The 22,319-nt window shown below is 65.6% G+C and carries 16 protein-coding genes; 9 read left to right on the forward strand and 7 right to left on the reverse strand.

The annotated features are described in order from the left end of the window. Positions 1 to 80: 80 nt before the first annotated feature. From BLV45_RS11695 to BLV45_RS11715, 5 genes are all read right to left on the reverse strand, one after another. Positions 81 to 1,106 (reverse strand): glycosyltransferase, encoded by a 1,026-nt coding sequence (locus BLV45_RS11695; protein WP_090533058.1) that lies wholly within the window; start codon positions 1,104 to 1,106, stop codon positions 81 to 83. A 189-nt stretch (positions 1,107 to 1,295) separates the two neighbouring features. Continuing rightward, on the reverse strand, positions 1,296 to 2,474 hold the full coding sequence (locus tag BLV45_RS11700) for an acetyl-CoA C-acyltransferase (RefSeq protein WP_090533060.1): 1,179 nt from the start codon (positions 2,472 to 2,474) through the stop codon (positions 1,296 to 1,298). 52 nt (positions 2,475 to 2,526) lie between these two features. Continuing rightward, complete coding sequence (gene pncA / locus BLV45_RS11705; protein WP_090533062.1) at positions 2,527 to 3,153, reverse strand: bifunctional nicotinamidase/pyrazinamidase; 627 nt, start codon at positions 3,151 to 3,153, stop codon at positions 2,527 to 2,529. A gap of 26 nt (positions 3,154 to 3,179) precedes the next feature. Continuing rightward, positions 3,180 to 5,264: a 3-hydroxyacyl-CoA dehydrogenase NAD-binding domain-containing protein gene (locus BLV45_RS11710; RefSeq protein ID WP_090533064.1), complete on the reverse strand. Its 2,085-nt coding sequence runs from the start codon at positions 5,262 to 5,264 to the stop codon at positions 3,180 to 3,182. 195 nt (positions 5,265 to 5,459) lie between these two features. Next, positions 5,460 to 7,139, reverse strand: a complete 1,680-nt coding sequence (locus tag BLV45_RS11715; protein WP_090533066.1) for a 3-(methylthio)propionyl-CoA ligase — start codon at positions 7,137 to 7,139, stop codon at positions 5,460 to 5,462. Positions 7,140 to 7,278: 139 nt separating this feature from the next. On the opposite strand from BLV45_RS11715, the gene BLV45_RS11720 reads away from it, so the two are divergent. From BLV45_RS11720 to BLV45_RS11740, 5 genes are all read left to right on the forward strand, one after another. Continuing rightward, on the forward strand, positions 7,279 to 8,835 hold the full coding sequence (locus BLV45_RS11720) for a protein adenylyltransferase SelO (protein ID WP_090533068.1): 1,557 nt from the start codon (positions 7,279 to 7,281) through the stop codon (positions 8,833 to 8,835). Between the two features lie 97 nt (positions 8,836 to 8,932). After that, positions 8,933 to 9,361 (forward strand): peptide-methionine (R)-S-oxide reductase MsrB, encoded by a 429-nt coding sequence (msrB, locus tag BLV45_RS11725; RefSeq protein WP_090533070.1) that lies wholly within the window; start codon positions 8,933 to 8,935, stop codon positions 9,359 to 9,361. A gap of 195 nt (positions 9,362 to 9,556) precedes the next feature. After that, positions 9,557 to 10,087: a septation protein A gene (locus tag BLV45_RS11730; protein WP_090533072.1), complete on the forward strand. Its 531-nt coding sequence runs from the start codon at positions 9,557 to 9,559 to the stop codon at positions 10,085 to 10,087. A 3-nt stretch (positions 10,088 to 10,090) separates the two neighbouring features. Continuing rightward, positions 10,091 to 10,405, forward strand: a complete 315-nt coding sequence (locus tag BLV45_RS11735; RefSeq protein ID WP_090533074.1) for a BolA family protein — start codon at positions 10,091 to 10,093, stop codon at positions 10,403 to 10,405. 10 nt (positions 10,406 to 10,415) lie between these two features. Beyond that, a complete protein-coding gene (locus BLV45_RS11740) occupies positions 10,416 to 11,195 on the forward strand; it encodes a peptidylprolyl isomerase (RefSeq protein WP_090533075.1) in 780 nt (259 codons plus the stop codon). A 118-nt stretch (positions 11,196 to 11,313) separates the two neighbouring features. Here the strand turns inward: BLV45_RS11740 and purL are convergent, their stop codons facing one another. Beyond that, positions 11,314 to 15,381, reverse strand: a complete 4,068-nt coding sequence (purL, locus tag BLV45_RS11745) for a phosphoribosylformylglycinamidine synthase (RefSeq protein ID WP_090533077.1) — start codon at positions 15,379 to 15,381, stop codon at positions 11,314 to 11,316. 303 nt (positions 15,382 to 15,684) lie between these two features. Here purL and BLV45_RS11750 point away from each other — a divergent pair, with 303 nt between their 5' ends. From BLV45_RS11750 to pgi, 3 genes are all read left to right on the forward strand, one after another. After that, complete coding sequence (locus tag BLV45_RS11750; RefSeq protein WP_090533079.1) at positions 15,685 to 16,986, forward strand: FAD-dependent oxidoreductase; 1,302 nt, start codon at positions 15,685 to 15,687, stop codon at positions 16,984 to 16,986. A gap of 216 nt (positions 16,987 to 17,202) precedes the next feature. Further along, complete coding sequence (locus tag BLV45_RS11755) at positions 17,203 to 18,816, forward strand: NAD(P)H-hydrate dehydratase (protein ID WP_090533081.1); 1,614 nt, start codon at positions 17,203 to 17,205, stop codon at positions 18,814 to 18,816. Between the two features lie 355 nt (positions 18,817 to 19,171). Next, entirely contained in the window at positions 19,172 to 20,794 is a 1,623-nt protein-coding gene (gene pgi, locus BLV45_RS11760) for a glucose-6-phosphate isomerase (protein WP_090533845.1), read from the forward strand. A 78-nt stretch (positions 20,795 to 20,872) separates the two neighbouring features. On the opposite strand, the gene BLV45_RS11765 is transcribed toward pgi, so the two are convergent. Beyond that, positions 20,873 to 21,676 (reverse strand): ABC transporter ATP-binding protein, encoded by an 804-nt coding sequence (locus BLV45_RS11765; RefSeq protein ID WP_407671002.1) that lies wholly within the window; start codon positions 21,674 to 21,676, stop codon positions 20,873 to 20,875. On the opposite strand from BLV45_RS11765, the gene BLV45_RS11770 reads away from it, so the two are divergent. Beyond that, positions 21,561 to 22,250, forward strand: coding sequence for an arylesterase (locus tag BLV45_RS11770; RefSeq protein ID WP_090533086.1), 690 nt, complete (start codon positions 21,561 to 21,563; stop codon positions 22,248 to 22,250). The two genes, BLV45_RS11765 and BLV45_RS11770, sit on opposite strands and share 116 nt — an antisense overlap. The last annotated feature ends 69 nt before the right edge of the window (positions 22,251 to 22,319 follow it).

The raw sequence follows: 22,319 nt of genomic DNA on the forward strand, positions 1-22,319 counted from the left end.
TAACGGCCTGTCCTGGTCGCAATCTCGCGTGACCGGTGACCGACGCACGAAAACCGCCTGATACGCCCTTGAAAGCCAGCTCACTCGATGCTGACGCGAAATACCGTCGCATGCACGTCTTTCAGCAACGCGCGATGCCCGAGGCCGCCGTGGTCCAACGGACGGTACGCGCCAGACACCAGCAGCCGCGCGACCGTACACGCGCGGCGGACCGTCGAGGTTGCCGCGCCGTACAAACCGGCGCGCCGGCCGAGGCGCTCGCCGAGCGCGCGGTAGTAGCGCGCGGCAGCCGCGGCGCGCTCGCGAACCGGCAGCGGCGCATCGCGCGAGACGTCGCGCATCTTGTCGGCGCGCCCAAACGCGGCGTTCGCCATGCGCCGGTAATGCGTGGCGCCCGCCGCCTTCGACATCTTGACCTTTGCGCCGACGTCGCGATCCGGCGCGACGCCGCAACTATTCGCGCCGTGCTGGCGGTACAGCACGAGCGCATCGTCGATCGCCGAGATCTTGCCGAGCGACGTCGCGACGAACCACGCCCACGTGTCGTGCGACATCGGAAAGCCTGGATCGATCGGATGCTCCGGGCGCTCGCGCCAGTCGATGTAATCGTAGATCGCGCGCCGCACGACCGTCGACATGCCGAACAGCACGTACCACGGGTTCGTCGTCAGCGGATCATGGACGCCGCGATACGACCAGTGGCTCGCCGTGTTGTCGTCGCGTTCGTCCAGCTCGCCGTTCACCACTTTCACGCCGTGAACCACCAGCATGACCTCCGGGTCCGCGAATTCACGCGCGACGCGTTCGAGCTTGTTGTCGGCCCAGACGTCGTCCTGGTCGCAAAACGCGACGAAATCGCCATCGCACAGCGAGATCGCCTTGAAAAAATTCGCGTGAAAGCCGAGACGTTCGGCATTGCGCACGACGCGCACTGGAAACGGCACGCGATGCGCGAAATCCAGCGCGATATCGGCGGTACCGCTGTCCGGGCTGTCGTCGGTGATGACCAGTTCGTATGGAAGGAGCGTCTGGCGAGCGATGCTGTCCAGCTGCTCGCGCAAGAAACGTTCCCCCTTGTAGGCAGCCATCGCGATCGAGATTTTCATGGCGGGTCCATTGCGTAAGGGTCGAATGGAAAAACGGGAACACAGTTTCTCCACTATGGTGCCTGCCAGCCTAGCAGGCTCGCCCGGAACGTAATTCCGCTGAAATTAAAAAATAATTCGAAACGCGCGCAAATGCGGGCCTGATACGAGTGACGGCGCAAACCCACGCCGTCACTCGCCCTCGTTGCATCAAACGACTTCGAACAAACCCGCCGCGCCCTGCCCGCCGCCGATGCACATCGTCACGACGACCAGCTTCGCGCCGCGCCGCTTGCCTTCGATCAGCGCATGCCCGGTCAAACGCGCACCGGACACGCCGTACGGGTGGCCGACCGCGATCGCGCCGCCGTTTACGTTCAGGCGGTCCATCGGGATGCCGAGCGTGTCGGCGCAGTACAGCACCTGCACCGCGAACGCTTCGTTCAACTCCCACAGGTCGATGTCGCCGACCTTGAGGCCAGCCTGCTTCAGCAGTTTCGGCACCGCGAACACCGGGCCGATGCCCATTTCATCCGGCTCGCAACCGGCCACCGCGAAGCCGCGGAAAATACCGAGCGGCTGCAGCCCTTCGCGCTCCGCGACCTTCGCGTTCATCACCACGCACGCCGATGCGCCATCGGAAAACTGGCTCGCGTTGCCAGCCGTGATCACGCCGCCCGGCATCGCCGTGCGGATCTTCGACACGCCTTCGAGCGTCGTGTCGGCGCGAATGCCCTCGTCGGCGGAAACCGTGACTTCCTTCGTGACCACACGGCCGGTTGCCTTGTCGGCGACGCCCGCAAGCACCGTCATCGGCACGATTTCGTCCTTGAAGCGGCCGGCTTCGAGCGCGGCCGCGGCACGCTGCTGCGACTGCACGCCGTATTCGTCCTGACGCGCCTTCGAAATCGAATAGCGCTTCGCGACGTTTTCGGCGGTCTGCAACATCGACCAGTAGATTTCCGGCTTGTTTTTGCTGAGCCAGCCTTCGGCCAGCATGTGGCGGTTCATTTCGTTCTGCACGCACGAGATGGATTCCACGCCACCCGCGACGAACACGTCGCCTTCGCCCGCGATCACGCGTTGCGCGGCGAGTGCGATCGTCTGCAGGCCCGACGAACAGAAGCGGTTCACCGTCATGCCCGGCACGCTGACCGGCAGGCCGGCGCGTAGTGCGATCTGGCGCGCGATGTTGCCGCCCGTCGCGCCTTCGGGATTGGCGCAGCCCATGATCACGTCCTCGACGCGCGCCGGGTCGATTGTCGCGCGCTCGACGGCGGCCTGCGTCGCGTGGCCGCCCAGCGTCGCGCCGTGCGTCATGTTGAAGCCGCCGCGCCACGATTTGGCAAGACCCGTGCGGGCGGTCGATACGATTACGGCGTCAGTCATGCAAGTCTCCTGCTTCCAGTGTTTGTTTGCGGTTCGCGAGGCCGGCCCGGCCTCAGGCAAGCAGCGCGGCGGCCTGCATGCGGGTTACCCCCGCGTTGTGCAGATCGCGCCAGGCGGCGTCGAGCGAACCATTCAGATCGATTGCGCGGGATGCGTCCTCGATTACCGCGACGTCGAATCCAGCGGCACGCGCATCGAGCGCGGACCACGCGACGCAATAATCCGTCGCGAGGCCACAGCAATAAATGCGCTTCACGCCCGTGTCGCGCAGATAACCCGCGAGGCCGGTCGGCGTCGTGCGATCGGCTTCGAGAAAGGCCGAGTAGCTGTCGACGTCGACGTGATGCCCCTTGCGGATCACGAGCCGCGCGTGCGGCACATCGAGATCGCGATGGAGCGCCGCGCCCGGCGTGTTCTGCACGCAATGCACGGGCCACAGCACCTGTTCGCCATACGGCAGCGTCATCGTTTCGAACGGCGTGCGGCCCGCGTGATTCGCGGCGAACGAGACATGTGAAGCGGGATGCCAGTCCTGCGTCAGCACGACGTGGCTGAACGCGCGGGCGAGCCGGTTCACCACCGGCACGACCTCGTCTCCATGCGCGACGGCCAGTGCGCCGCCAGGCATGAAATCGTTCTGCACGTCGACCACGAGCAACACTGCGTCCGCGCCCTTCATTCCGTTCTCCGCTTGACGTGTCGCGTTCAGCCGTTAAAACCGCGTCCTTTCGCGGCGAGCTCGACAATGCCCGGCGCGATCTGCCACGCGTCGCCGTTCGGGCGCGAAGCGTAGCGGCGAATCGCGCGCTCGACGTTGTAGAGGCCGACGGTGTCCGCATACAGCATCGGACCGCCGCGCCACAGCGGGAAGCCGTAGCCGGTCAGATAGACCATGTCGATATCCGACGCCTTCGACGCGATGCCTTCTTCGAGAATCTTCGCGCCTTCGTTCACGAGCGCGAACACCAGACGCTCGACGATTTCCTCGTCGCTGATCTTGCGGCGCTCCGCGCCCACGTCCTTCGAGAACGAGGCGATCATTTCCTCGACGAACTTCGACGGATGCGCGGTGCGGTCGCCCGCCTTGTAGTCATACCAGCCGCCACCCGTCTTCTGGCCGAAGCGCCCCGTCTCGCACAGACGGTCCGCGATCTTCGAGTAATGCATCTCCGGGTGTTCCAGATAGCGGCGCTTGCGGATCGCCCAGCCGATGTCGTTGCCCGCCAGATCGCTCATGCGGAACGGACCCATCGCGAAGCCGAACTTTTCGATCGCGCGGTCGACCTGCGCCGGTAGCGCGCCTTCTTCGAGCATGAAGAGCGCCTGACGGATGTACTGCTCGATCATCCGGTTGCCGATGAAGCCATCGCACACGCCCGAGACCACGGCGGTCTTCCTGATCTTCTTCGCGATCTTCATGACGGTGGCGAGCACGTCTTTGGACGTGTCCTTGCCGCGCACCACTTCGAGCAGCTTCATCACGTTGGCCGGGCTGAAGAAGTGCATGCCGACCACGTCCCGCGGACGCTTCGTGAAGGCGGCGATCCTGTTCAGATCGAGCGTCGACGTGTTCGATGCGAGGATCGCGCCTTGTTTTGCCACTTCGTCGAGACGCTTGAACACCTGCTCTTTCACGCCGAGTTCCTCGAACACGGCTTCGATGATCAGGTCGGCGTTGCCGAGGTCCTCGTAAGAAAGCGTCGGCGTGATCAGCGCCATGCGCTGTTCGAGCGCCTCGGGCGTGAGCTTGCCTTTCTTGACGGTGCCTCCGTAGTTCTTGCGAATCGTCGCGACGCCGCGATCGAGCGCTTCCTGCTTCGTTTCCAGCAGCGTGACCGGCAAACCCGCGTTGACGAAGTTCATCGCGATGCCGCCGCCCATCGTGCCGGCGCCGATCACGGCGACCTGGCGGATGTCGCGAACCGGCGTGTCGGAAGGCACATCGGGAATCTTGCTGGCAGCACGTTCACCGAAGAACGCATGACGCAGCGCATGGCTTTCCGGCGTCTGCACGAGCGACACAAAGCATTCGCGCTCGAACGCGAGGCCCTTGTCGAAGCCGTTTTTCACGCCGGCTTCGATTGCGTCGATGCACTTGTGCGGCGCGGGGAAATTCTTTGCCGCACCCGCGACGCCATTGCGCGCGAACTGGATGAACCCTTCGGCGTTCGGATGCTCGATCTTGCGGTCGCGCACGCGCGGATGCGGGCCGGCCTGCGCGCCGACCTTGCGTGCGAACGCAATCGCGGCTTCGAGCAGGTCGCCTTCGACGACCTCATCGAAGAGCCCCGTGCCCGCGAGCTTTTCCGACATGACCGGTGCGCCCGACACGATCATGTTGAGCGCGGCTTCGAGGCCGATGGCGCGCGGCAGACGCTGCGTGCCGCCCGCGCCCGGCAGGATGCCGAGCTTCACTTCGGGCAGCGCGATCTGCGCGCCCGGCGCGGCGAGACGGTAATGCGTGCCGAGCGCGAGTTCCAGACCGCCGCCCATCGCGACGCTGTGAATCGCGGCGACGACCGGCTTCGTGCTGCCCTCGACGACCTTGATGACCGTGGCGAGCGTCGGTTCCTGCGTCGCTTTCGGCGTGTTGAATTCGGTGATGTCCGCACCGCCGGAAAACGCCTTGCCGGCGCCCGCCAGCACGATCGCGGTAATCGACGCGTCGTTCAGCGCGCGTTCGATGCCTTCGACGATACCGGCCCGTGTCGGGAGACCGAGACCGTTAACCGGCGGGTTGTTGAGCGTGATGACGGCGACGCCGTCACGGGTTGTGTAATCCACTGCCATGTGCCTGCCTCCATGCGCCTGGCTGCGCGAAAATTGCCTGCCGGCTCATTGCCCGACGTGTTGTCGAACTCATTGTCCGATATTCCAGGATCAGGAGCAGAATACACAAAAAAGCACGCTCGTTCAATTTATTGCGACACGGGGTTTGCCCGTAGATACCCGCGTCGCGTACCGTTTCGGAAGGTGCGTCTGTCGTCAGGACGGTTCGGGGAAGGGACAATGCGGAACATCGAGCGCCGAGGGCAGGATGTGCGTGCGGAACTGTTGGCGCAGCTTGAGCTTCTGGAGCTTGCCGGTCGCGGTGTGCGGCAGTTCGTCGACGAACGCGACGTCGTCGGGAATCCACCACTTCGCGACCTTGCCTTCATAGAACGCGAGCAGTTCCTCGCGCGTGATGTCCATGCCCGGACGCTTCACGATCACGAGCAGCGGCCGCTCGGTCCACTTCGGATGCGCGCAGGCAATGCACGCCGCTTCGGCTACCGCCGGATGCGCGATCGCGACGTTCTCCAGATCGATCGAACTGATCCACTCGCCGCCCGACTTGATCACGTCCTTGCTGCGGTCGGTGATGTGCAGGAAGCTGTCGGGGTCGATCGTCGCGACGTCGCCGGTGGGAAACCAGCCGTCGACCAGCGGCGATTCGTCCTTCTGGTAGTAGCGCTGGATCACCCACGGCCCGCGCACGTGCAGGTCGCCGAACGCGATACCATCCCACGGCAGTTCGTTGCCGTCCTCGCCGACGATCTTCATGTCGACGCCGTACATCACGTGGCCCTGCTTCTCGCGCAGCTTGCGCTGCTCGTCGGGTGCTCGCCGCGACTGTTCCCATGTCAGCTTCGAGAGCGTGCCGAGCGGCGACATCTCGGTCATGCCCCACGCGTGGATCACCTCGACGCCGTAGTCGTCCTCGAACATCCGCAACATCGCGGGCGGGCACGCCGAGCCGCCGATCACGGTGCGCCTGAGCGTCGTGAAGCGCACCTGTGCTTCTTTCAGATAGTTGAGCAGGCCGAGCCACACGGTCGGCACGCCGGCTGAATACGTGACGCCCTCGGCTTCCATCAGTTCGAAGAGCGACTTGCCGTCGAGATCCTTGCCGGGGAAGACGATCTTCGCGCCCGTCAGCGGCGCGGCGTGCGGAATTCCCCATGCGTTCACATGGAACATCGGCACGACGGGCAGCACGGAGTCGCGCGCGGAGAGGCTCATCGCATCCGGCAGCGACGCGCCGAACGCATGCAGCACCGTCGAGCGGTGCGAGTACAGCGCGCCCTTCGGATTGCCGGTCGTGCCGGACGTGTAGCACAGATACGAAGCCTGGCTTTCCTCGATGCGCGGCCAGTCGAACGCGCCGTCGTGGGCCGCGATCAGGGTTTCGTAGCTGAGAAGCGGCACCGGCAGCGCGGTCTGCATCTTCGGCAGATGCGCTTCGTCGGCGAGCGCGATCCAGCCGCGCACATGCGGACACTGCGGCGCGAGAATATCGACGAGCGGCGCGAACGTCGTGTCGAAGAGCACGTAACGATCCTGCGCGTCGTTGATGATCCACGCGATCTGCTCCGGAAAGAGCCGCGGGTTGATCGTGTGGCACACCGCGCCGAAACCGGCGACGCCGTAATACGCCTCGAGATGCCGGTAGCCGTTCCAGGCGAGCGTGCCGATGCGCTCGCCCGGCGCCACGCCGAGCGCGATCAGCGCCTGCGCCAGCTGCTTCGCGCGCTTCTCGCAATCGCGATACGTGTAGCGGTGCATGTCGCCCTCGATACGTCGCGACACGATCTCCACGCCGCCGAAGTGCCGTGCCGCGTGCGTGATCAACGAGGACACGGTGAGCGGCACATCCATCATCTGTCCCAGCAGCGGCGTTGTCATCGGTGTTGTCTCCTCGCCATGGTCCGTGAAAGGTGCAGCCCCGGGGTGCGCCTGGATGCGCCCCGCGCGGCCGCTGGCGGCCGTCCTGCAGGCCCGCGGGCGCGGACTTACAATATCGGTTAAACATGAGGCGCTCAATATGTCGTTTTCCCCAAGCAATGCGGGTCTGTCGGCGTCAATGTCGGCTTTGGCCGGCACAATCGGCAACCAGCGCGCGGGTTCGTTTGCACAGCTCGGCACCACGTTCCTGACCCGGCTGCCGGCCGCACCGCTGCCCGCACCCCATGTGGTCGGGTTTTCCGCTGAAACCGCCGCGCTGCTCGGTTTCGATTCTTCGATCGCACAGGATCCGACGTTCGCCGAATTCTTCTCGGGCAACACGACGCGCGACTGGCCCGCGCAGGCGCTGCCCTATGCGACGGTCTATTCTGGCCATCAGTTCGGCGTGTGGGCGGGCCAGCTGGGCGACGGCCGCGCGCTCGGTCTCGGCGAGGTCGAACACGACGGCACGCGTCTCGAACTGCAACTGAAAGGCGGCGGCCGCACGCCCTATTCACGCATGGGCGACGGCCGCGCGGTGCTGCGCTCGTCGATCCGCGAATATCTGTGTTCGGAAGCGATGCATCACCTCGGCATCCCGACGACGCGCGCGCTCTGCGTGATCGGCTCCGATCAACCGGTGCGGCGAGAAGAAGTGGAAACGGCCGCGGTCGTCACGCGCGTTGCGCCAAGCTTCGTGCGCTTTGGTCACTTCGAGCATTTCTACTCGAACGATCGCGTCGACGCGTTGCGCTCGCTCGCTGATCACGTGATCGAGCGTTTCTATCCCGCGTTAAAGGAGGCCGACGACCCGTATCTCGCGCTTCTCGGCGAAGCGGTCCGCTCGACGGCCGACCTGATGGTGGAATGGCAGGCGGTCGGTTTTTGCCACGGCGTGATGAACACGGACAACATGTCGATCCTGGGTCTCACGATCGACTACGGCCCGTTCGGTTTCATGGATGCGTTCGATGCGAACTACATCTGCAATCACTCCGACAACCAGGGCCGCTACGCGTACCGGATGCAACCGCAGATCGCGTACTGGAACCTCTTCTGTCTCGCGCAGGGCCTGCTGCCGCTCTTCGGCGGACGTTACGAGGAAAGCGTGCGCGGCGAGCGCGCGGTGCAGGACGCGCAGCGCGTGCTCGAAGGCTTCAAGGAGCGCTTCGCGCCGGCGCTCGAGCGCCGCATGCGCGAGAAGCTCGGGCTCGAAACCGCGCAACCCGGCGATGACCAGCTGGCTAACAGCCTGTTTGAAATCATGCACGCGAACCGCGCGGACTTCACACTAACGTTCCGTCACCTCGCGCGTCTGTCGAAGCGCGATGCGAGCGGCGACGCGCCCGTACGCGACCTGTTCCTCGACCGCGCGGCGTTCGACACGTGGGCCGCCGGCTACCGGACGCGGCTTGCGCACGAAACACGCGATGACGCGTCGCGGGCCATTGCAATGAACCGGGTGAACCCCAAATTCGTACTTCGCAATCACCTTGCGGAAACCGCGATCCGCAAGGCGAAAGAAAAGGACTTCTCCGAAGTCGAGCGACTGGCGGCGGTGCTGCGCCGTCCGTTCGACGAACAACCTGAAAACGAAGCGTACGCGGCGCTGCCGCCCGACTGGGCGAGTTCGCTCGAAGTCAGCTGCTCGTCGTGAGCCTTATCGCTTCACTGATTGTTCCGTCATGCCGAACTGGCTGTACCGGTTCCATTCACGCGAACGATCAGGCCCCTCCTATCGACAGGACCCGACCATGAATCCAGACGATCTCAAACCCGGCACGACCGACACGCCCACGGTGCAGAAAGACGACGCCATCTGGCGCAAACAGCTTTCGGAGACCCAGTACCGGGTGACGCGCGAGGCCGCGACCGAGCGGCCGTTCACCGGCGAATACTGGGACCACTTCGACCGCGGCGTGTATGACTGCGTCTGCTGCGGCACACCGCTCTTCGAATCGGCGACGAAATTCGACGCCGGTTGCGGCTGGCCGAGCTACTTCAAGCCGATCAACGGCGAAGTGATCGCCGAGAAAACCGACCGCTCGCACGGCATGCTGCGAATCGAAGTGCAGTGCAAGAACTGCGGCGCGCATCTGGGCCACGTGTTCGAGGACGGTCCCGCGCCGACGGGCCTTCGGTACTGCATCAATTCGGCTGCGCTACAATTCGAGCCCAAGTAACGCAGGCCGGGCACGGCCGGGTTCTGGCGGCCGTCAGGCCGCCGGCACACCGGCGCCGCGTCCGGACTGCGCCGCCGGGCCTGTCGAGCCGGCTGCCGGCCCGTGGCGGGCGCGGATGAGGCGCGGCACGCGCCTTTCCCGCCGCGCACCGGCCCCCCTATTGAGCGCATCACTCAGCGGATTCCCGACCTGACAATGAAATTCCTGTTCGACCTGTTCCCGATCATCCTGTTTTTCGTGGCGTTCAAGATCTGGGGCATCTTCACGGCGACGGCCGTCGCCATCGCCGCGACGCTCGTGCAGATCGCCTTCGTCGCTTTCCGGCATCGCAAGGTCGATCCGATGCTGTGGGTGAGCCTCGGCGTCGTGACGGTGTTCGGCGGCGCGACGCTCGTGCTGCACAACGACACGTTCATCAAATGGAAGCCGACCGTGCTGTACTGGGCGTTTTCGGTCGCGCTGGTCGTCTCGCAGTTCGCGTTCAACAAGAACCTGATCGAGGCGATGATGGGCAAGCAGATCACGCTGCCGCATCGCGTCTGGGCCCAGCTCAATTACGTGTGGGCGGTGTTCTTCGTGCTGCTCGGCATCCTCAACCTGTTCGTCGCGTACAACTTTTCTACCGACGCCTGGGTCAACTTCAAGCTGTTCGGTGCGACGGGCTGTCTCGTGGTGTTCATCGTCGGCCAGAGCCTGTGGCTCGCCAAATATATGAAAGAGGAATGAGCGATGAGCGATGACGTCTTCCTCAACGCCACCACCCCGGAGCGCGCCGCGCTGATCGCAACGCGTCTTTCGGCGGCGCTCGCGCCGGTCGTCTCGATCGACGTGCGCGACGACAGCGCGCAGCACGCCGGTCATGCCGGCGCCGCCGCGGGCGGTCATTTCAGTGTCACGATCGTCGCCGCCGCATTCGCCGGGAAGGCCCGCGTGGCAAGGCATCGTCTGGTGTATGATGCGCTGGCCGATGGCATGCAGCGCGGCATTCACGCACTCGCAATCACGGCTTACACGCCCGAAGAATTCGACTTGTTGCCCCGTTAGGAACCTTCTGATGACCTTGAAGAAAACCCGCTCGTGGGTATTGCTGGCCGCATTCGCGGCCGCGCCTGCGTTCGCACAGAACATCGCCGTCGTGAACGGCACGCCGATCCCGAAGGCACGCGCCGACGCGCTGATCGACCAGCTCGTCCATCAGGGCCAGCAGGACACGCCGCAGCTTCAGATGGCGGTGCGCGAAGAACTCGTGAACCGCGAAATCCTGATGCAGGAAGCGGCCCGCCGCGGCATCCCGACGCGTCCCGACGTGAAGGCGCAGGTCGCCGTCGCGCAGCAGACCGTCGTGCTGCGCGCGCTGATCGAAGACTTCGTGAAGAACAACGCCCCGAGCGACGCCGACGTGAAAGCGCGTTACGACGACCTCGTCAAGAGCACGGGCGGCAAGGAATATCACCTTCACCACATCCTCGTCGAAGACGAGCAGCAGGCGAAGGATCTGATCGCGAAGATCAAGGCCGGCGCGAGCTTCGAAGATCTCGCGAAGCAGTACTCGAAGGATCCGGGATCGGGCAAGAACGGCGGCGACCTCGACTGGTCGGACCCGAAGGCCTACGTGCCGGAATTCGCCGATGCGGCCATGAAGCTGCAGAAAGGCCAGATGACCGACGCGCCAGTCCACACGCAGTTCGGCTGGCACATCATCCGTCTGGACGACACGCGCGCGGTCGCGCCGCCGCCGTTCGACCAGGTGAAAGCGCAGATCGTCCAGCAGATGCAGCAGGAAAAACTGCAGGCGTTCGAAGAAGGCCTGCGCAAGAACGCGAAGATCCAGTAAGCGTTTTTGCCTTGAAAACGACAATGCCGCCCGAGGGCGGCATTGTCGTTTCTGGGTCCAGCCTTTGCGATAACCAGGCGCCTGCGATGCAGCGCCGGGTTCGTTCAATGGCCGGCGATCAACCCAGCCGGCGGCGTGCGTTCTGGAACACGCGCATCCACGGGCTTGCGTCGCCCCAGCCTTCCGGATGCCAGCTCATCGTCACCGTGCGATGCACGCGTTCCATATGCGGCATCAGCACCGTGAAGCGGCCGTCCGGCGTCGTCACCGACGTGATGCCCTGCGGCGAGCCATTCGGGTTGAACGGATACTGCTCCGTCGCCTGGCCGCGGTTGTCGACGTAACGCATCGCCACGGCCGCACGGGACGCGTCGCCTTGCTGCGAGAAGTCCGCGAAACCTTCGCCGTGCGCGACCGCGACCGGGATGCGCGAGCCTTCCATGCCGTCGAAGAAAATCGACGGCGACGGCTGCACTTCGACCATCGAGAAACGCGCTTCGAATTTCTCCGACTTGTTGCGCGTGAACTTTGGCCAGGCTTCGGCGCCCGGGATCATCGACGCAAGGCTGCTCATCATCTGGCAGCCGTTGCAGATGCCGAGCGCGAACGTGTCGGCGCGGCCGAAGAACATCGCGAACATTTCGGCGAGTTGCGGATTGAAACGGATCGTCTTTGCCCAGCCTTCGCCGGCGCCCAGCACGTCGCCGTACGAGAAACCGCCGCACGCCACCGCGCCCGCGAAATCAGCAAGCGTCGCGCGGCCGGACAGCAGGTCGCTCATGTGAACGTCGTACGCGTCGAAGCCCGCGCGATCGAACGCGTACGCGGTTTCGAGGTGCGAATTCACACCCTGCTCGCGCAGGATCGCGACACGCGGACGCGCGCCTTTGTGGACGAACGGTGCGGCGACATCTTCCGCCGGATCGAAGCTCAGATGCGGCGTGATGCCCGGATCGGCTGCGTCGAGCAGCGTGTCGTGTTCGGCATCCGCGCAGGCCGGGTTGTCGCGCAGACGCGAGATGCGCCAGCTGACTTCGTCCCACGCGCGATGCAGTTCGGTGCGCGGCGCTTCGTAGATCTTCTTCGCGTCGCGCCAGACTTCGAGCGTGTCGCGCTCGTTTGGCTTGCCGATCACATGCGAGCACGCCGACAGGCCATGTTCGCGCAGCGCGCCCAGCACCGCGTCACGGTCCGCCGCGCGCACCTGGATCACGGCGCCGAGTTCCTCGCTGAAGAGCGCGCGGATCGTGCGATCGTCGCGGCGGCCGCTCGTCTGCTTCGCCCAGTCTTTCGCGTCGCCGTAGTCGGATTCGTGGTTCGGGTCGAGCACCAGCATGTCGACGTTCAGCGACACGCCCACGTGACCCGCGAACGCCATTTCAGCCACCGTCGCCCACAGGCCGCCGTCGGAGCGGTCGTGGTACGCGAGCAGCCTGCCATCGGCGTTCAGCGACTGGATCACACTGAAGAAGCGCTTCAGGTCTTCGGGATCGTCGACGTCCGGCACCGTGTCGCCGACCTGCTGCGTCACCTGCGCCAGAATGCTCGCGCCGAGGCGGTTCTTGCCGCGGCCGAGGTCGATCGCGATCAGCACCGTGTCGCCCACTTCGCTCGCGCGACGCAACTGCGGCGTCAGGTGACGGCGCACGTCCTCGACCGGCGCGAACGCCGAGATGATCAGCGAAACCGGCGCGACCACTTCCTTCGCGACGCCACGGTCTTCCCACTTCGTGCGCATCGACAGCGAATCCTTGCCGACCGGAATGCCGATCCCGAGCGCCGGGCACAGTTCCATGCCGATCGCCTTGACCGTGTCGTAGAGCGCCGCGTCTTCGCCCGGGCTGCCGCACGCAGCCATCCAGTTCGCCGACAGCTTCAGCCTGTCCAGCGAAGAAATGGGCGCCGACGCGATGTTTGTCACCGCCTCGCCGACGGCCATGCGGCCCGACGCGGGCGCGTCGATGACGGCAAGCGGCGTGCGCTCGGCCATCGTCATCGCTTCGCCGCGAAAACCGGCGTAATCCGCCGCGGTGATCGCGCAGTCGGCGACCGGCACCTGCCACGGACCAACCATCTGGTCACGCACGCTCGTGCCGCCCACCGAACGGTCGCCGATCGTGATGAGGAACGACTTGCTTGCGACCGTCGGATGACGCAGCACGCTCACCGCGACTTCCGACAGATTCACGTGCGTGACGTCGACCGGCTGCAGCGCGACCGTTTCGCGCTTCACGTCGCGATGCATGCGCGGCGGCTTGCCGAGCAGCACTTCCATCGGCATGTCGACGGGTTCGTGTGCGTCCGCGTTGTGTTTGTCCGTGTCCACGAGTTGCAGCTGACGCTCGGCCGTGGCCACGCCGATCACGGCGAACGGGCAACGCTCGCGTTCGCAGATCGCCTCGAACATCGGCAGGTCGGTCGGTGCGATCGCCAGCACGTAGCGCTCCTGCGCTTCATTCGACCAGATTTCGCGCGGCGACAGGCCGCTCTCTTCCAGTTGAACCTGGCGCAGTTCGAAGCGCGCGCCTTTATCCGCGCCATCGACGAGTTCCGGGAACGCGTTCGACAGCCCGCCCGCACCGACGTCGTGAATGCTCAGGATCGGGTTCTTCTCGCCTAGCTGCCAGCAGCCGTTGATGACTTCCTGCGCGCGCCGTTCGATTTCCGGGTTGCCGCGCTGCACGGAATCGAAGTCGAGTTCGGCCGTGTTCGTGCCGGTCGCCATCGAGCTGGCGGCGCCGCCGCCCATGCCGATGCGCATGCCGGGGCCGCCGATCTGGATCAGCAGCGAGCCTTCCGGCAGGTCGTGCTTGTGCGTGTGCTGGTCCGAAATATTGCCGATGCCGCCCGCGATCATGATCGGCTTGTGATAACCGCGCACGTGGCCCGCGACGTTCTGTTCGTACACGCGGAAGTAGCCGCCCAGATTCGGCCGGCCGAATTCGTTGTTGAACGCGGCGCCGCCGAGCGGACCGTCGATCATGATCTGCAGCGGCGAGGCGATGCGATCCGGGCGGCCGTACGCTTCCTGCGTGTCGGCCTCGTTGCGATGCGCGACCGGTTGCGCGGCGTCGCGGGCGTTTTCCCACGCTTCGCGCGCGTCCGGCAAGTCGAGGTTCGACACCGTGAAGCCCGCGAGACCCGCCTTCGGACGCGCGCCGCGACCCGTCGCGCCCTCGTCGCGGATTTCGCCGCCCGCGCCCGTCGCGGCGCCGGGGAACGGCGAGATCGCGGTCGGGTGATTATGCGTTTCCACCTTCATCAACGTGTGCGTGAGTTCGGTGTGACGGCCGTAGTGTTCGGCGCGCTCGCCAGCAGCAGCCGGCCTGCGCGGGAACCAGCGTTCGGCCATGCCGCCCGCCATGATCGACGAGTTGTCCGAATACGCGACGATCGTGCCCTGCGGGTTCAACTTCTCCGTGTTGCGGATCATGTTGAAAAGCGAGATGTCCTGACGCTCGCCGTCGATTGTCCAGTCGGCGTTGAAAATCTTGTGGCGGCAGTGCTCGCTGTTCGCCTGCGCGAACATCATCAGTTCGACGTCGGTCGGATTGCGGCCGAGCTTGCTGAACGCGTCGACGAGGTAGTCGATTTCGTCGTCCGCGAGCGCGAGGCCCAGTTCCGTGTTCGCGGCTGCCAGCGCCGTGCGGCCTTCCTTCAGGATGTCGACGGTTTGCAGCGGCTTCGCCGGCAGCTCGTCGAACAGATGCATCGCGTGATCGCGCGACGGCGCGACGCTTTCGGTCATGCGGTCGTGCAGCGCGGCGACGACCGCGGCGCGCGCCTCGTCGGAGAGCGCCTTCTTGCCGCCCAGCAGGCCCGACTTCAGGGTCACCGTGTATTCGATGCCGCGTTCGATGCGGCGCACGTTCGCGAGGCCGCAATGCAGTGCGATATCGGTGGCCTTGCTCGCCCACGGCGACACCGTGCCGAAGCGCGGCACCACGAGCACGGTTTCGGTCGTGCCGCGCTCTTTCGCTGCGTCGAACGGTTCACCGTAGTGCATCAGCGCCTCGATCTTCGCGCTGTCGTCAGCCGAAAGCGGCGTCGATGCGTTGACGAAATGCAGGAATTGTCCGCGTACGCCGGTGATATTGGCGTCGATGCGGGTGAGCGTATCGAGCAGGCGGGTTTGACGGAAATCGGAGAGGGCCGAAGCGCCGGGGAAACACGAGAAGTGGGCCATGAACTTGACGTTGCGTCGATCAGTCGCGCGTGCAGGCGACGGGAGGCGAAAGGAAGTCGCAGATTATACCTCGGGACGGCCCGTCAGAGCCGCCCTACGTGGCGCGACGGACCTTCTGTCAGCAACGTCCGGCGTGGCCCGGCATCGCATGGGGCCGCCGCCAGCGGCGTGGCGGGCGGGCCCGTTTGGCTGCTATCATTCGCCCTTTCCACCGACCGGCGCGGCAGGTCCCCCACCCGCGCCGCACGTCACGCACACGGGCACGCCCGGTCACTCGCGTCCTGCCCGCAAATCAGATCAATCATGGATGTCATAGTCATTGGCGGCGGAATCACCGGCGTCGCCACCGCTTATCAGCTGCGCGCGGCCGGCCATCGCGTGTGCGTCGTCGAACGGCATGCGACGGTCGCCCAGGGCGCAACCTACGGCCACAGCGGCACCGTGCTGCCCACCGCGCTCGACGTCTGGTTCGGCCCGACCTTCATGGAAAGCCGGCGCGCCGCGAAAAGCGGCGTGGTGACGAAGACCGGTTTCAATTCGGGTGCCCGCGACTTCCTGAAGCGCCTCGCGACCTTGCAGGAGCCCGCCGCGTTCGAAGCGCAGATGGGCCGCCTGCGTCCACTGATCGAGCTGTCGCGCGACACGCTCGCCGATATCGAAGCGCGCTTTGGTCTCGAGTTCGAGCAGCGCAGTGGCGTGCTTCACCTGGTGCGCTCCGCCCACGAGTGGGAATTGACCCAGCCGGCGCTCGACCTGCTGCGCCGCTACGAGATCCCGCATCATGTGCTCTCCGCGGCCGAATGCGCCGCGCTCGAACATTCGGTGCCGACCGACCCTGATTTCGCGGGCGGCGTGCATTTCGAAGCAGAACGCACCGCGAACTGTCCGCTTTTTGCGAAGCTCGTGAAGCAGCAGCTCGACGAGCAAGGCGGCGTGACATTCCAGACCGGCCGCGAAGTGACCGCGATCCGTGTCGACAACCAGCGTGCCGCCGTCGAACTGGCGCCGCACACGGGCGAATCGTCGCGTTCGCGCGAAGTCGACGTGATTGCGGGCGACGCGATCGTCGTCGCGGCGGGCGTCGGCAGCCTGCCGCTGCTCGAGCAGCTCGGCCTGCGCCTGCCGCTGCATCCGCTGCGCATGCACACGCTTGCCGCGCCGGTCGCGCACGAGGAGTGCGTGCCCCATATGACCGTGATCGATGCGGTCAAACGCATCACGATCACGCGCATGAATCATCGTCTGCGTATTGCCGGCGGTGCGGTGGTGCAGCCGGCGAACCTCGTCGACAAGCCGCTTGGCGAGGCGCTCACCAGCGAAGCGCTCGCGTTGCTCGGCCAGGCCACGCACGACTGGATTCCGGGTGCCGCGAAGATCTCGGCGGCGCTGCCGTGGGAAGGCCTGAAGCTGCTGTCGCCGGATGGCTTGCCGCTCGTCGGCAACGCGCTGCATCCGCGGCTTTTTGTGAACGCCGGGCACGGGCCGTCCGGTTGGGGAATGGCGTGCGGGTCTGCTAAAGTGATCGCTGATCTCTTCGCCGGTGCGACGCCCGATGTGCCGCCCGATACGCTTGCAGCACTACGGCCGGAACGGTTTCGCGATTGAGGTGCGTCGGGCGCGGTGTGGTCGGGCTGTTCTGCGCTGCGGTGTTCTGTCAGGCGGCCCTCGTGCGGTAAGACGGCAGCGGGCATGGGTTCAGCGTGCCGCCGCTCACAGCGACTGCGCGGGCCCATCGTCAAGCAGTTCCGGGCCGGTGCGTCGCGCCTGATCGCGCGGGAACCCGCCCGCACCTTTTCCGTTTGTCTTCGTCCTGCCTGCGCCATGACCGACACTACGCCGCCCGCCTCCGTCAACGCCCCTCGCGCCGCCACGCTCGTCGATCCGTACGACCGTCCGTTGCCGCTTCTTTCGGTCGAGGCACTCCGCGCACTCGAAAAGGAAGCCGCCGCGGCGCTCCCCGAACACACGCTGATGGCCCGCGCAGGCGCTGCGGCGGCCCGCTTCCTGCTCGACCAGAACGCCCACGAATCGTCTGCCTGTGCCGACCATCCGGTCTGGCTGGTCGCGGGCCCGGGCAACAACGGCGGCGACGCGCTCGTGATGGCGACGGAGCTGCACCGCGCGGGCCTCGCGGTCGATGTCTGCATGCCGGTCGAAGTCAAGCCGGACGACGCCCGCTGGGCACTCGAAGCGGCCCGCGCGGCAGGCGTGCCGATCGCCACGACACCGCCGGCTTCGTTCGATCGCTACGGCTGGCTGGTCGACGGCATGTTCGGCATCGGACTTGCGCGGCCGCTCGAAGGTGTCTTCGCCGAACTTGCCCGGACGCTGTCGGAACGTAGCCGCGGCAAGGGGCACGTGCTCGCGCTCGATGTGCCGAGCGGCCTCGACAGCGACACTGGCAATGTGGTCGCTGCGATCGCTGCGACCGATACCGGCACGGCCGTGCGCGCGACCCACACGGTCACGTTCATCGGCGCGAAGCCGGGGTTGTTCACGGCGTCGGGCCGCGATCTCGCGGGCTCGGTGACGGTTGCGCCGATCGGCGTCGAGGGCGCGGCGGCGCATACCCAGGTGCATCTGAATGCGCCGTCGCTGTTCGACGCATCCCTGCCATCGCGCGATTTCGCGGCACACAAGGGGACGTTCGGCAGTCTTGCCGTGATCGGCGGCGACACGGGCATGTGTGGCGCCCCGATTCTCGCGGCACGCGCCGCGCTGTACACCGGAGCCGGCAAGGTCCACATCGGGTTCGTCGGCAGCGGCGCGCCCGCCTACGACGCGCCCCACCCCGAACTGATGCTGGGCGGCGTCGACGACCTTGCGCTCGATGCGATGGACGCGCTCGCGATCGGCTGCGGCATGGGCCAGCGGGACCGGGCTTCGGTCACGCTGCTCGACGCCCTCGAATTCGCCGGCCCGATCCTGCTCGATGCGGACGCGCTCAACCTCATTTCGAAGGACGAAGAACTCGCCGCCGCCGTCCACGCGCGTGGCGCGCAGAACGGCCACGTGTGCGTGCTGACGCCGCATCCGCTCGAAGCCGCGCGCCTGCTCGCCACCGATGCGCGCACGGTGCAGGCCAACCGGCTGGCCGCCGCGCGGTCGCTGGCGGCGCGTTATGCGAGTGTCGTCGTGCTGAAAGGAAGCGGCACGATCGTCGCCGCGCCGGATGGCCGCGTCGCGATCAATCCGACGGGCAACGCCGCGCTCGCGACAGGCGGCACGGGTGACGTGCTCGGCGGCATCATCGGCGCGTTTCTCGCGCAGCGCGTGCCCGGCTATGAAGCGGCGCTGGCGGGTGTCTACCTGCACGGCCGCGCGGCCGATACGCTCACCGCGCAAGGTAACGGCCCCGCTGGGCTGAACGCCGGCGAACTGGCGCCGATGGTGCGCACGCTGCTCAATCGCCTGTTCTATCCGCTGCGCGCGTGACGTGGGTGCGGGCGCGGCTTTCGATCGATCCGGTGAGCCCGTGATCGCGTGTGTGCCCCTTGCGGCCGTTCAGCATCCGCATCCGTCGCGAACGTTCCCGTCATCCGCGGATACGCACACAGGGATGCGCGCCGTCATCCAACGCCGCTATACTGCTCGATTGAGCGCATCACCATGCCGGTCGAGTGCCTGACTGCCTCGCCGCATGACGGCGCCTGAAACGCCGGACGCACCCCGCGCGCATTGAACCGTGCGCGACACCCGAGGGCGCAGCGACGCTCCCGGGCTTCATCGCTGGCGGCACATGCAGCATGCCGCCATTCATTCGTGTCATTTCGCCAGACGGACCGTTTATATGCCATCGAATCCGCTCCCCGCCCTGTCCGCGCTGCAAGCGCATTACGAACAGATCCGCGACGCGCACCTGCGCGACTGGTTCACCCCCGCGAACGATCCGGCACCGACCCGCGCCGAACGTTTCACGCTGTCGGGCGGCGGGCTCGCGGCTGATTTTTCGAAGAACCGCATCACCGACGAAACGTTGCGCCTGCTGGTCCAACTGGCGCGCGAAGCGGGCGTCGAAAAACGCCGCGACGCGATGTTCGCGGGCGAAATCGTGAACCCGACCGAAGGCCGCGCGGCCTTGCACACGGCGCTGCGCGCCACCGACCCGAAAGCGCCGTTCAACGCGCAGGTCAAGGCCGAGCTGGCCAGAATGGCCGCGTTCTCCGACCGGGTGCGCAGCGGCGCGTGGACCGGCTACACCGGCAAGCGCATTCGCTACGTGGTGAACATCGGCATCGGTGGCTCCGATCTCGGGCCGAAGATGGTCGTGCATGCGCTGCATCATCTCGCGTCGCCCGACATCAAGTCGTTCTTCGTATCGAACGTCGACGGCGCCGACATGTACCGCGTGCTGGAGCAGATCGACCCCGAAGAGACGCTCGCGATCGTCGTATCGAAGACCTTCACCACGCTCGAAACGATGACCAACGCGCACTCGATGCGCGACTGGTTCATCAGGAGCGGCTGCCCGGAAAGCGCGCTCGCGAAGCATTTCGTCGGCGTGTCGGCGAATCCGGCTGAAGTCGTGAAATTCGGCATCGCGCGGGAAAACGTCTTCGAGATGTGGGACTGGGTCGGCGGCCGGTATTCGTTGTGGTCGGCCTGCGGTCTGTCGATCATGATTTCGGTCGGACCGGCCCACTTCGCGGAACTGCTCGCGGGCGCAAACGAGATGGACCAGCATTTCCGCGACGCGCCGCTCGAACGCAACCTGCCGGTGCTGCTCGGCATGATCGGCATCTGGTATCGCAACTTCTTCGGCTCGCAGAGCTATCTGGTCGCGCCGTATTCGGAAGCGCTGCATTTCCTGCCGTCGTACCTGCAGCAGCTGGAAATGGAGAGCAACGGCAAATCGGCGCGGCTCGACGGCGCGATCGTCGACTACCCGACCGCTGCGGTCACGTGGGGCGAGCCCGGCACGAACGGGCAACACGCGTTCTTCCAGATGCTGCATCAGGGGCCGACGATCGTGCCGATCGATTTCGTCGCGGTGCTCACGCCAGAACATCCGCTTGCCGGCCATCATTCGAAGCTGCTCGCGAACTGCTTCGCGCAAAGCGAGGCGCTGATGCTCGGCCGCACGCTCGAAGAAGCGAAGAAGGTGGCGGGCCCGGACAAGCCGGAACTCGCGCCGCATCTGATGTTCCCCGGCAACCGTCCGACCACGACGCTGCTCGTCGATGCGTTGACCGCGCGCTCGCTCGGCGCGCTGATCGCGATGTACGAACACAAGGTGCTGGTGCAGGCGTCGGTGTGGGACATCAACCCGTTCGACCAGTGGGGCGTCGAGCTCGGCAAGATTCTCGGCAAGGTCGTCGAGGCGGATTTGACGGCGGCTTCCGTCGATGAAAAGAAGCACGATTCGTCGACGTCCGCGCTGATCAGGCGCGCGCGGGCCGCATTGAAGCGCTGATTCGACGTTACGAACGGACGCTGCGGCGTCCGTTTTTTTGCCCCGCGTGCATGCCAGAACGCGCGGTCTTGCGTGGTGTCAGGCGACGAGACGCCCTGCTTCGATCGTCACCGTTCTGTCGCAGCGGCGCGCGAGTTCGATATCGTGCGTCACGAGCACGAGCGTCGCGCCGTTCGCGCGGTTCATCTCGAACATCAGGTCGATCACGGCATGACCGGTGGCGGCATCGAGGCTGCCCGTCGGTTCATCGGCGAAGAGAATCGCCGGATGCGTGACGAACGCGCGCGCAAGCGCCACGCGTTGCTGCTCGCCACCGGAAAGCAGCTTGGGATAGTGTCCCGTCCGCTTGCCGAGCCCGACCTGGTCGAGCAGCGAGCGCGCCCGCGTTGCGGCATCGCGGGTCGAGATGCCGCCTTGCAGTTCGAGCGGCAAGGTCACGTTTTCGAGTGCGGTCAGATGCGGCATCAACTGGAACGACTGGAACACGAAGCCCACCGAGCCGCTCCTTAACGCGGCACGGCCGTCTTCGTTGAGTTCGGAGAGCTCGCGTCCGAGCAGGCGAACCGAGCCTGCGCTCGCGCTGTCCAATCCCGCTAGCAGTCCCAGCAACGTGGACTTGCCCGACCCGGAAGCGCCGACGATCGCCACGCTGCTGCCTGGCGCAATCGAAAGATCGATATGATCGAGAATCGTCAGTTCGCCCGTTGCATCCCTAACCCGCTTGCTCAAACCCCGCACTTCAATGACTGGATCAGTTTTATTTTGCATGGTGAAGCACAGGTTGAAAGTGCGCATGGTGGCGCTGGGTGCATCGATCTGCGCCGCGGCGTGGATCGCGATCGTGCCGCATGCGGCCGATGCCGCCAGCACCGCAACCCGCACCGTAGCGCCCACATCCGGCAAGCCGGTGATTGTCGTACTGGGCGACAGCATCTCCGCCGAGTACGGCCTGCCTCGCGATACTGGCTGGGTCGCGTTGATGCGCCAGCGGCTCGCCGACGAGCGCATCGATTATAACGTTGCCAACGCAAGCATCAGCGGCGACACCACGAGCGGTGGACTCGCGCGTTTGCCTGCGTTGATGCAACGGCTGAAACCCTCGGTGGTGATCGTCGAACTCGGTGCCAACGACGCCCTGCGCGGCGTTCCACTCGCCACCACCAAAGACAACCTTCGTACGATCATTGAGCAATCGCAAAAGGCACGCGCGAAGGTGGTGCTCGTGGGTATGTATGTGCCGCCTAATTACGGCCCCGAGTACACACAAAAGTTCCATGGCCTGTATGGCGATCTGTCGAAGCAGTTTCACGTGCCGCTCGTGCCGTTCCTGCTCGCCGGAATCGAGGACAAACCCGACATGTTCCAGGCCGACCAGATTCACCCCACACAGCAGGCGCAGCCCGTCCTGCTGAACAACGTGTGGCCCACGTTGAAGCCGTTGTTGCGTACCCCCTGATCTCCGCAGTCCATCGTCTCCACAGGCTTATTAACAACTTGTTTCGAAAACGCGGGAACGAGGTTGGCC

The organism is Paraburkholderia sartisoli, from assembly GCF_900107685.1.
Lineage (GTDB): Bacteria > Pseudomonadota > Gammaproteobacteria > Burkholderiales > Burkholderiaceae > Paraburkholderia > Paraburkholderia sartisoli.

What these genes read in the sequence shown, in the direction of transcription:
- BLV45_RS11770 (WP_090533086.1), top strand. Translation starts at nt 21,561, where the DNA reads ATGGTGAAGCACAGGTTGAAAGTGCGCATGGTGGCGCTGGGTGCATCG.
- BLV45_RS11735 (WP_090533074.1), top strand. Translation starts at nt 10,091, where the DNA reads ATGAGCGATGACGTCTTCCTCAACGCCACCACCCCGGAGCGCGCCGCG.
- BLV45_RS11715 (WP_090533066.1), bottom strand. Translation starts at nt 7,139, where the DNA reads ATGACAACGCCGCTGCTGGGACAGATGATGGATGTGCCGCTCACCGTG.
- msrB (WP_090533070.1), top strand. Translation starts at nt 8,933, where the DNA reads ATGAATCCAGACGATCTCAAACCCGGCACGACCGACACGCCCACGGTG.
- BLV45_RS11695 (WP_090533058.1), bottom strand. Translation starts at nt 1,106, where the DNA reads ATGAAAATCTCGATCGCGATGGCTGCCTACAAGGGGGAACGTTTCTTG.
- pncA (WP_090533062.1), bottom strand. Translation starts at nt 3,153, where the DNA reads ATGAAGGGCGCGGACGCAGTGTTGCTCGTGGTCGACGTGCAGAACGAT.
- BLV45_RS11720 (WP_090533068.1), top strand. Translation starts at nt 7,279, where the DNA reads ATGTCGTTTTCCCCAAGCAATGCGGGTCTGTCGGCGTCAATGTCGGCT.
- BLV45_RS11755 (WP_090533081.1), top strand. Translation starts at nt 17,203, where the DNA reads ATGACCGACACTACGCCGCCCGCCTCCGTCAACGCCCCTCGCGCCGCC.
- BLV45_RS11740 (WP_090533075.1), top strand. Translation starts at nt 10,416, where the DNA reads ATGACCTTGAAGAAAACCCGCTCGTGGGTATTGCTGGCCGCATTCGCG.
- BLV45_RS11730 (WP_090533072.1), top strand. Translation starts at nt 9,557, where the DNA reads ATGAAATTCCTGTTCGACCTGTTCCCGATCATCCTGTTTTTCGTGGCG.
- BLV45_RS11700 (WP_090533060.1), bottom strand. Translation starts at nt 2,474, where the DNA reads ATGACTGACGCCGTAATCGTATCGACCGCCCGCACGGGTCTTGCCAAA.
- BLV45_RS11750 (WP_090533079.1), top strand. Translation starts at nt 15,685, where the DNA reads ATGGATGTCATAGTCATTGGCGGCGGAATCACCGGCGTCGCCACCGCT.
- pgi (WP_090533845.1), top strand. Translation starts at nt 19,172, where the DNA reads ATGCCATCGAATCCGCTCCCCGCCCTGTCCGCGCTGCAAGCGCATTAC.
- BLV45_RS11710 (WP_090533064.1), bottom strand. Translation starts at nt 5,264, where the DNA reads ATGGCAGTGGATTACACAACCCGTGACGGCGTCGCCGTCATCACGCTC.
- purL (WP_090533077.1), bottom strand. Translation starts at nt 15,381, where the DNA reads ATGGCCCACTTCTCGTGTTTCCCCGGCGCTTCGGCCCTCTCCGATTTC.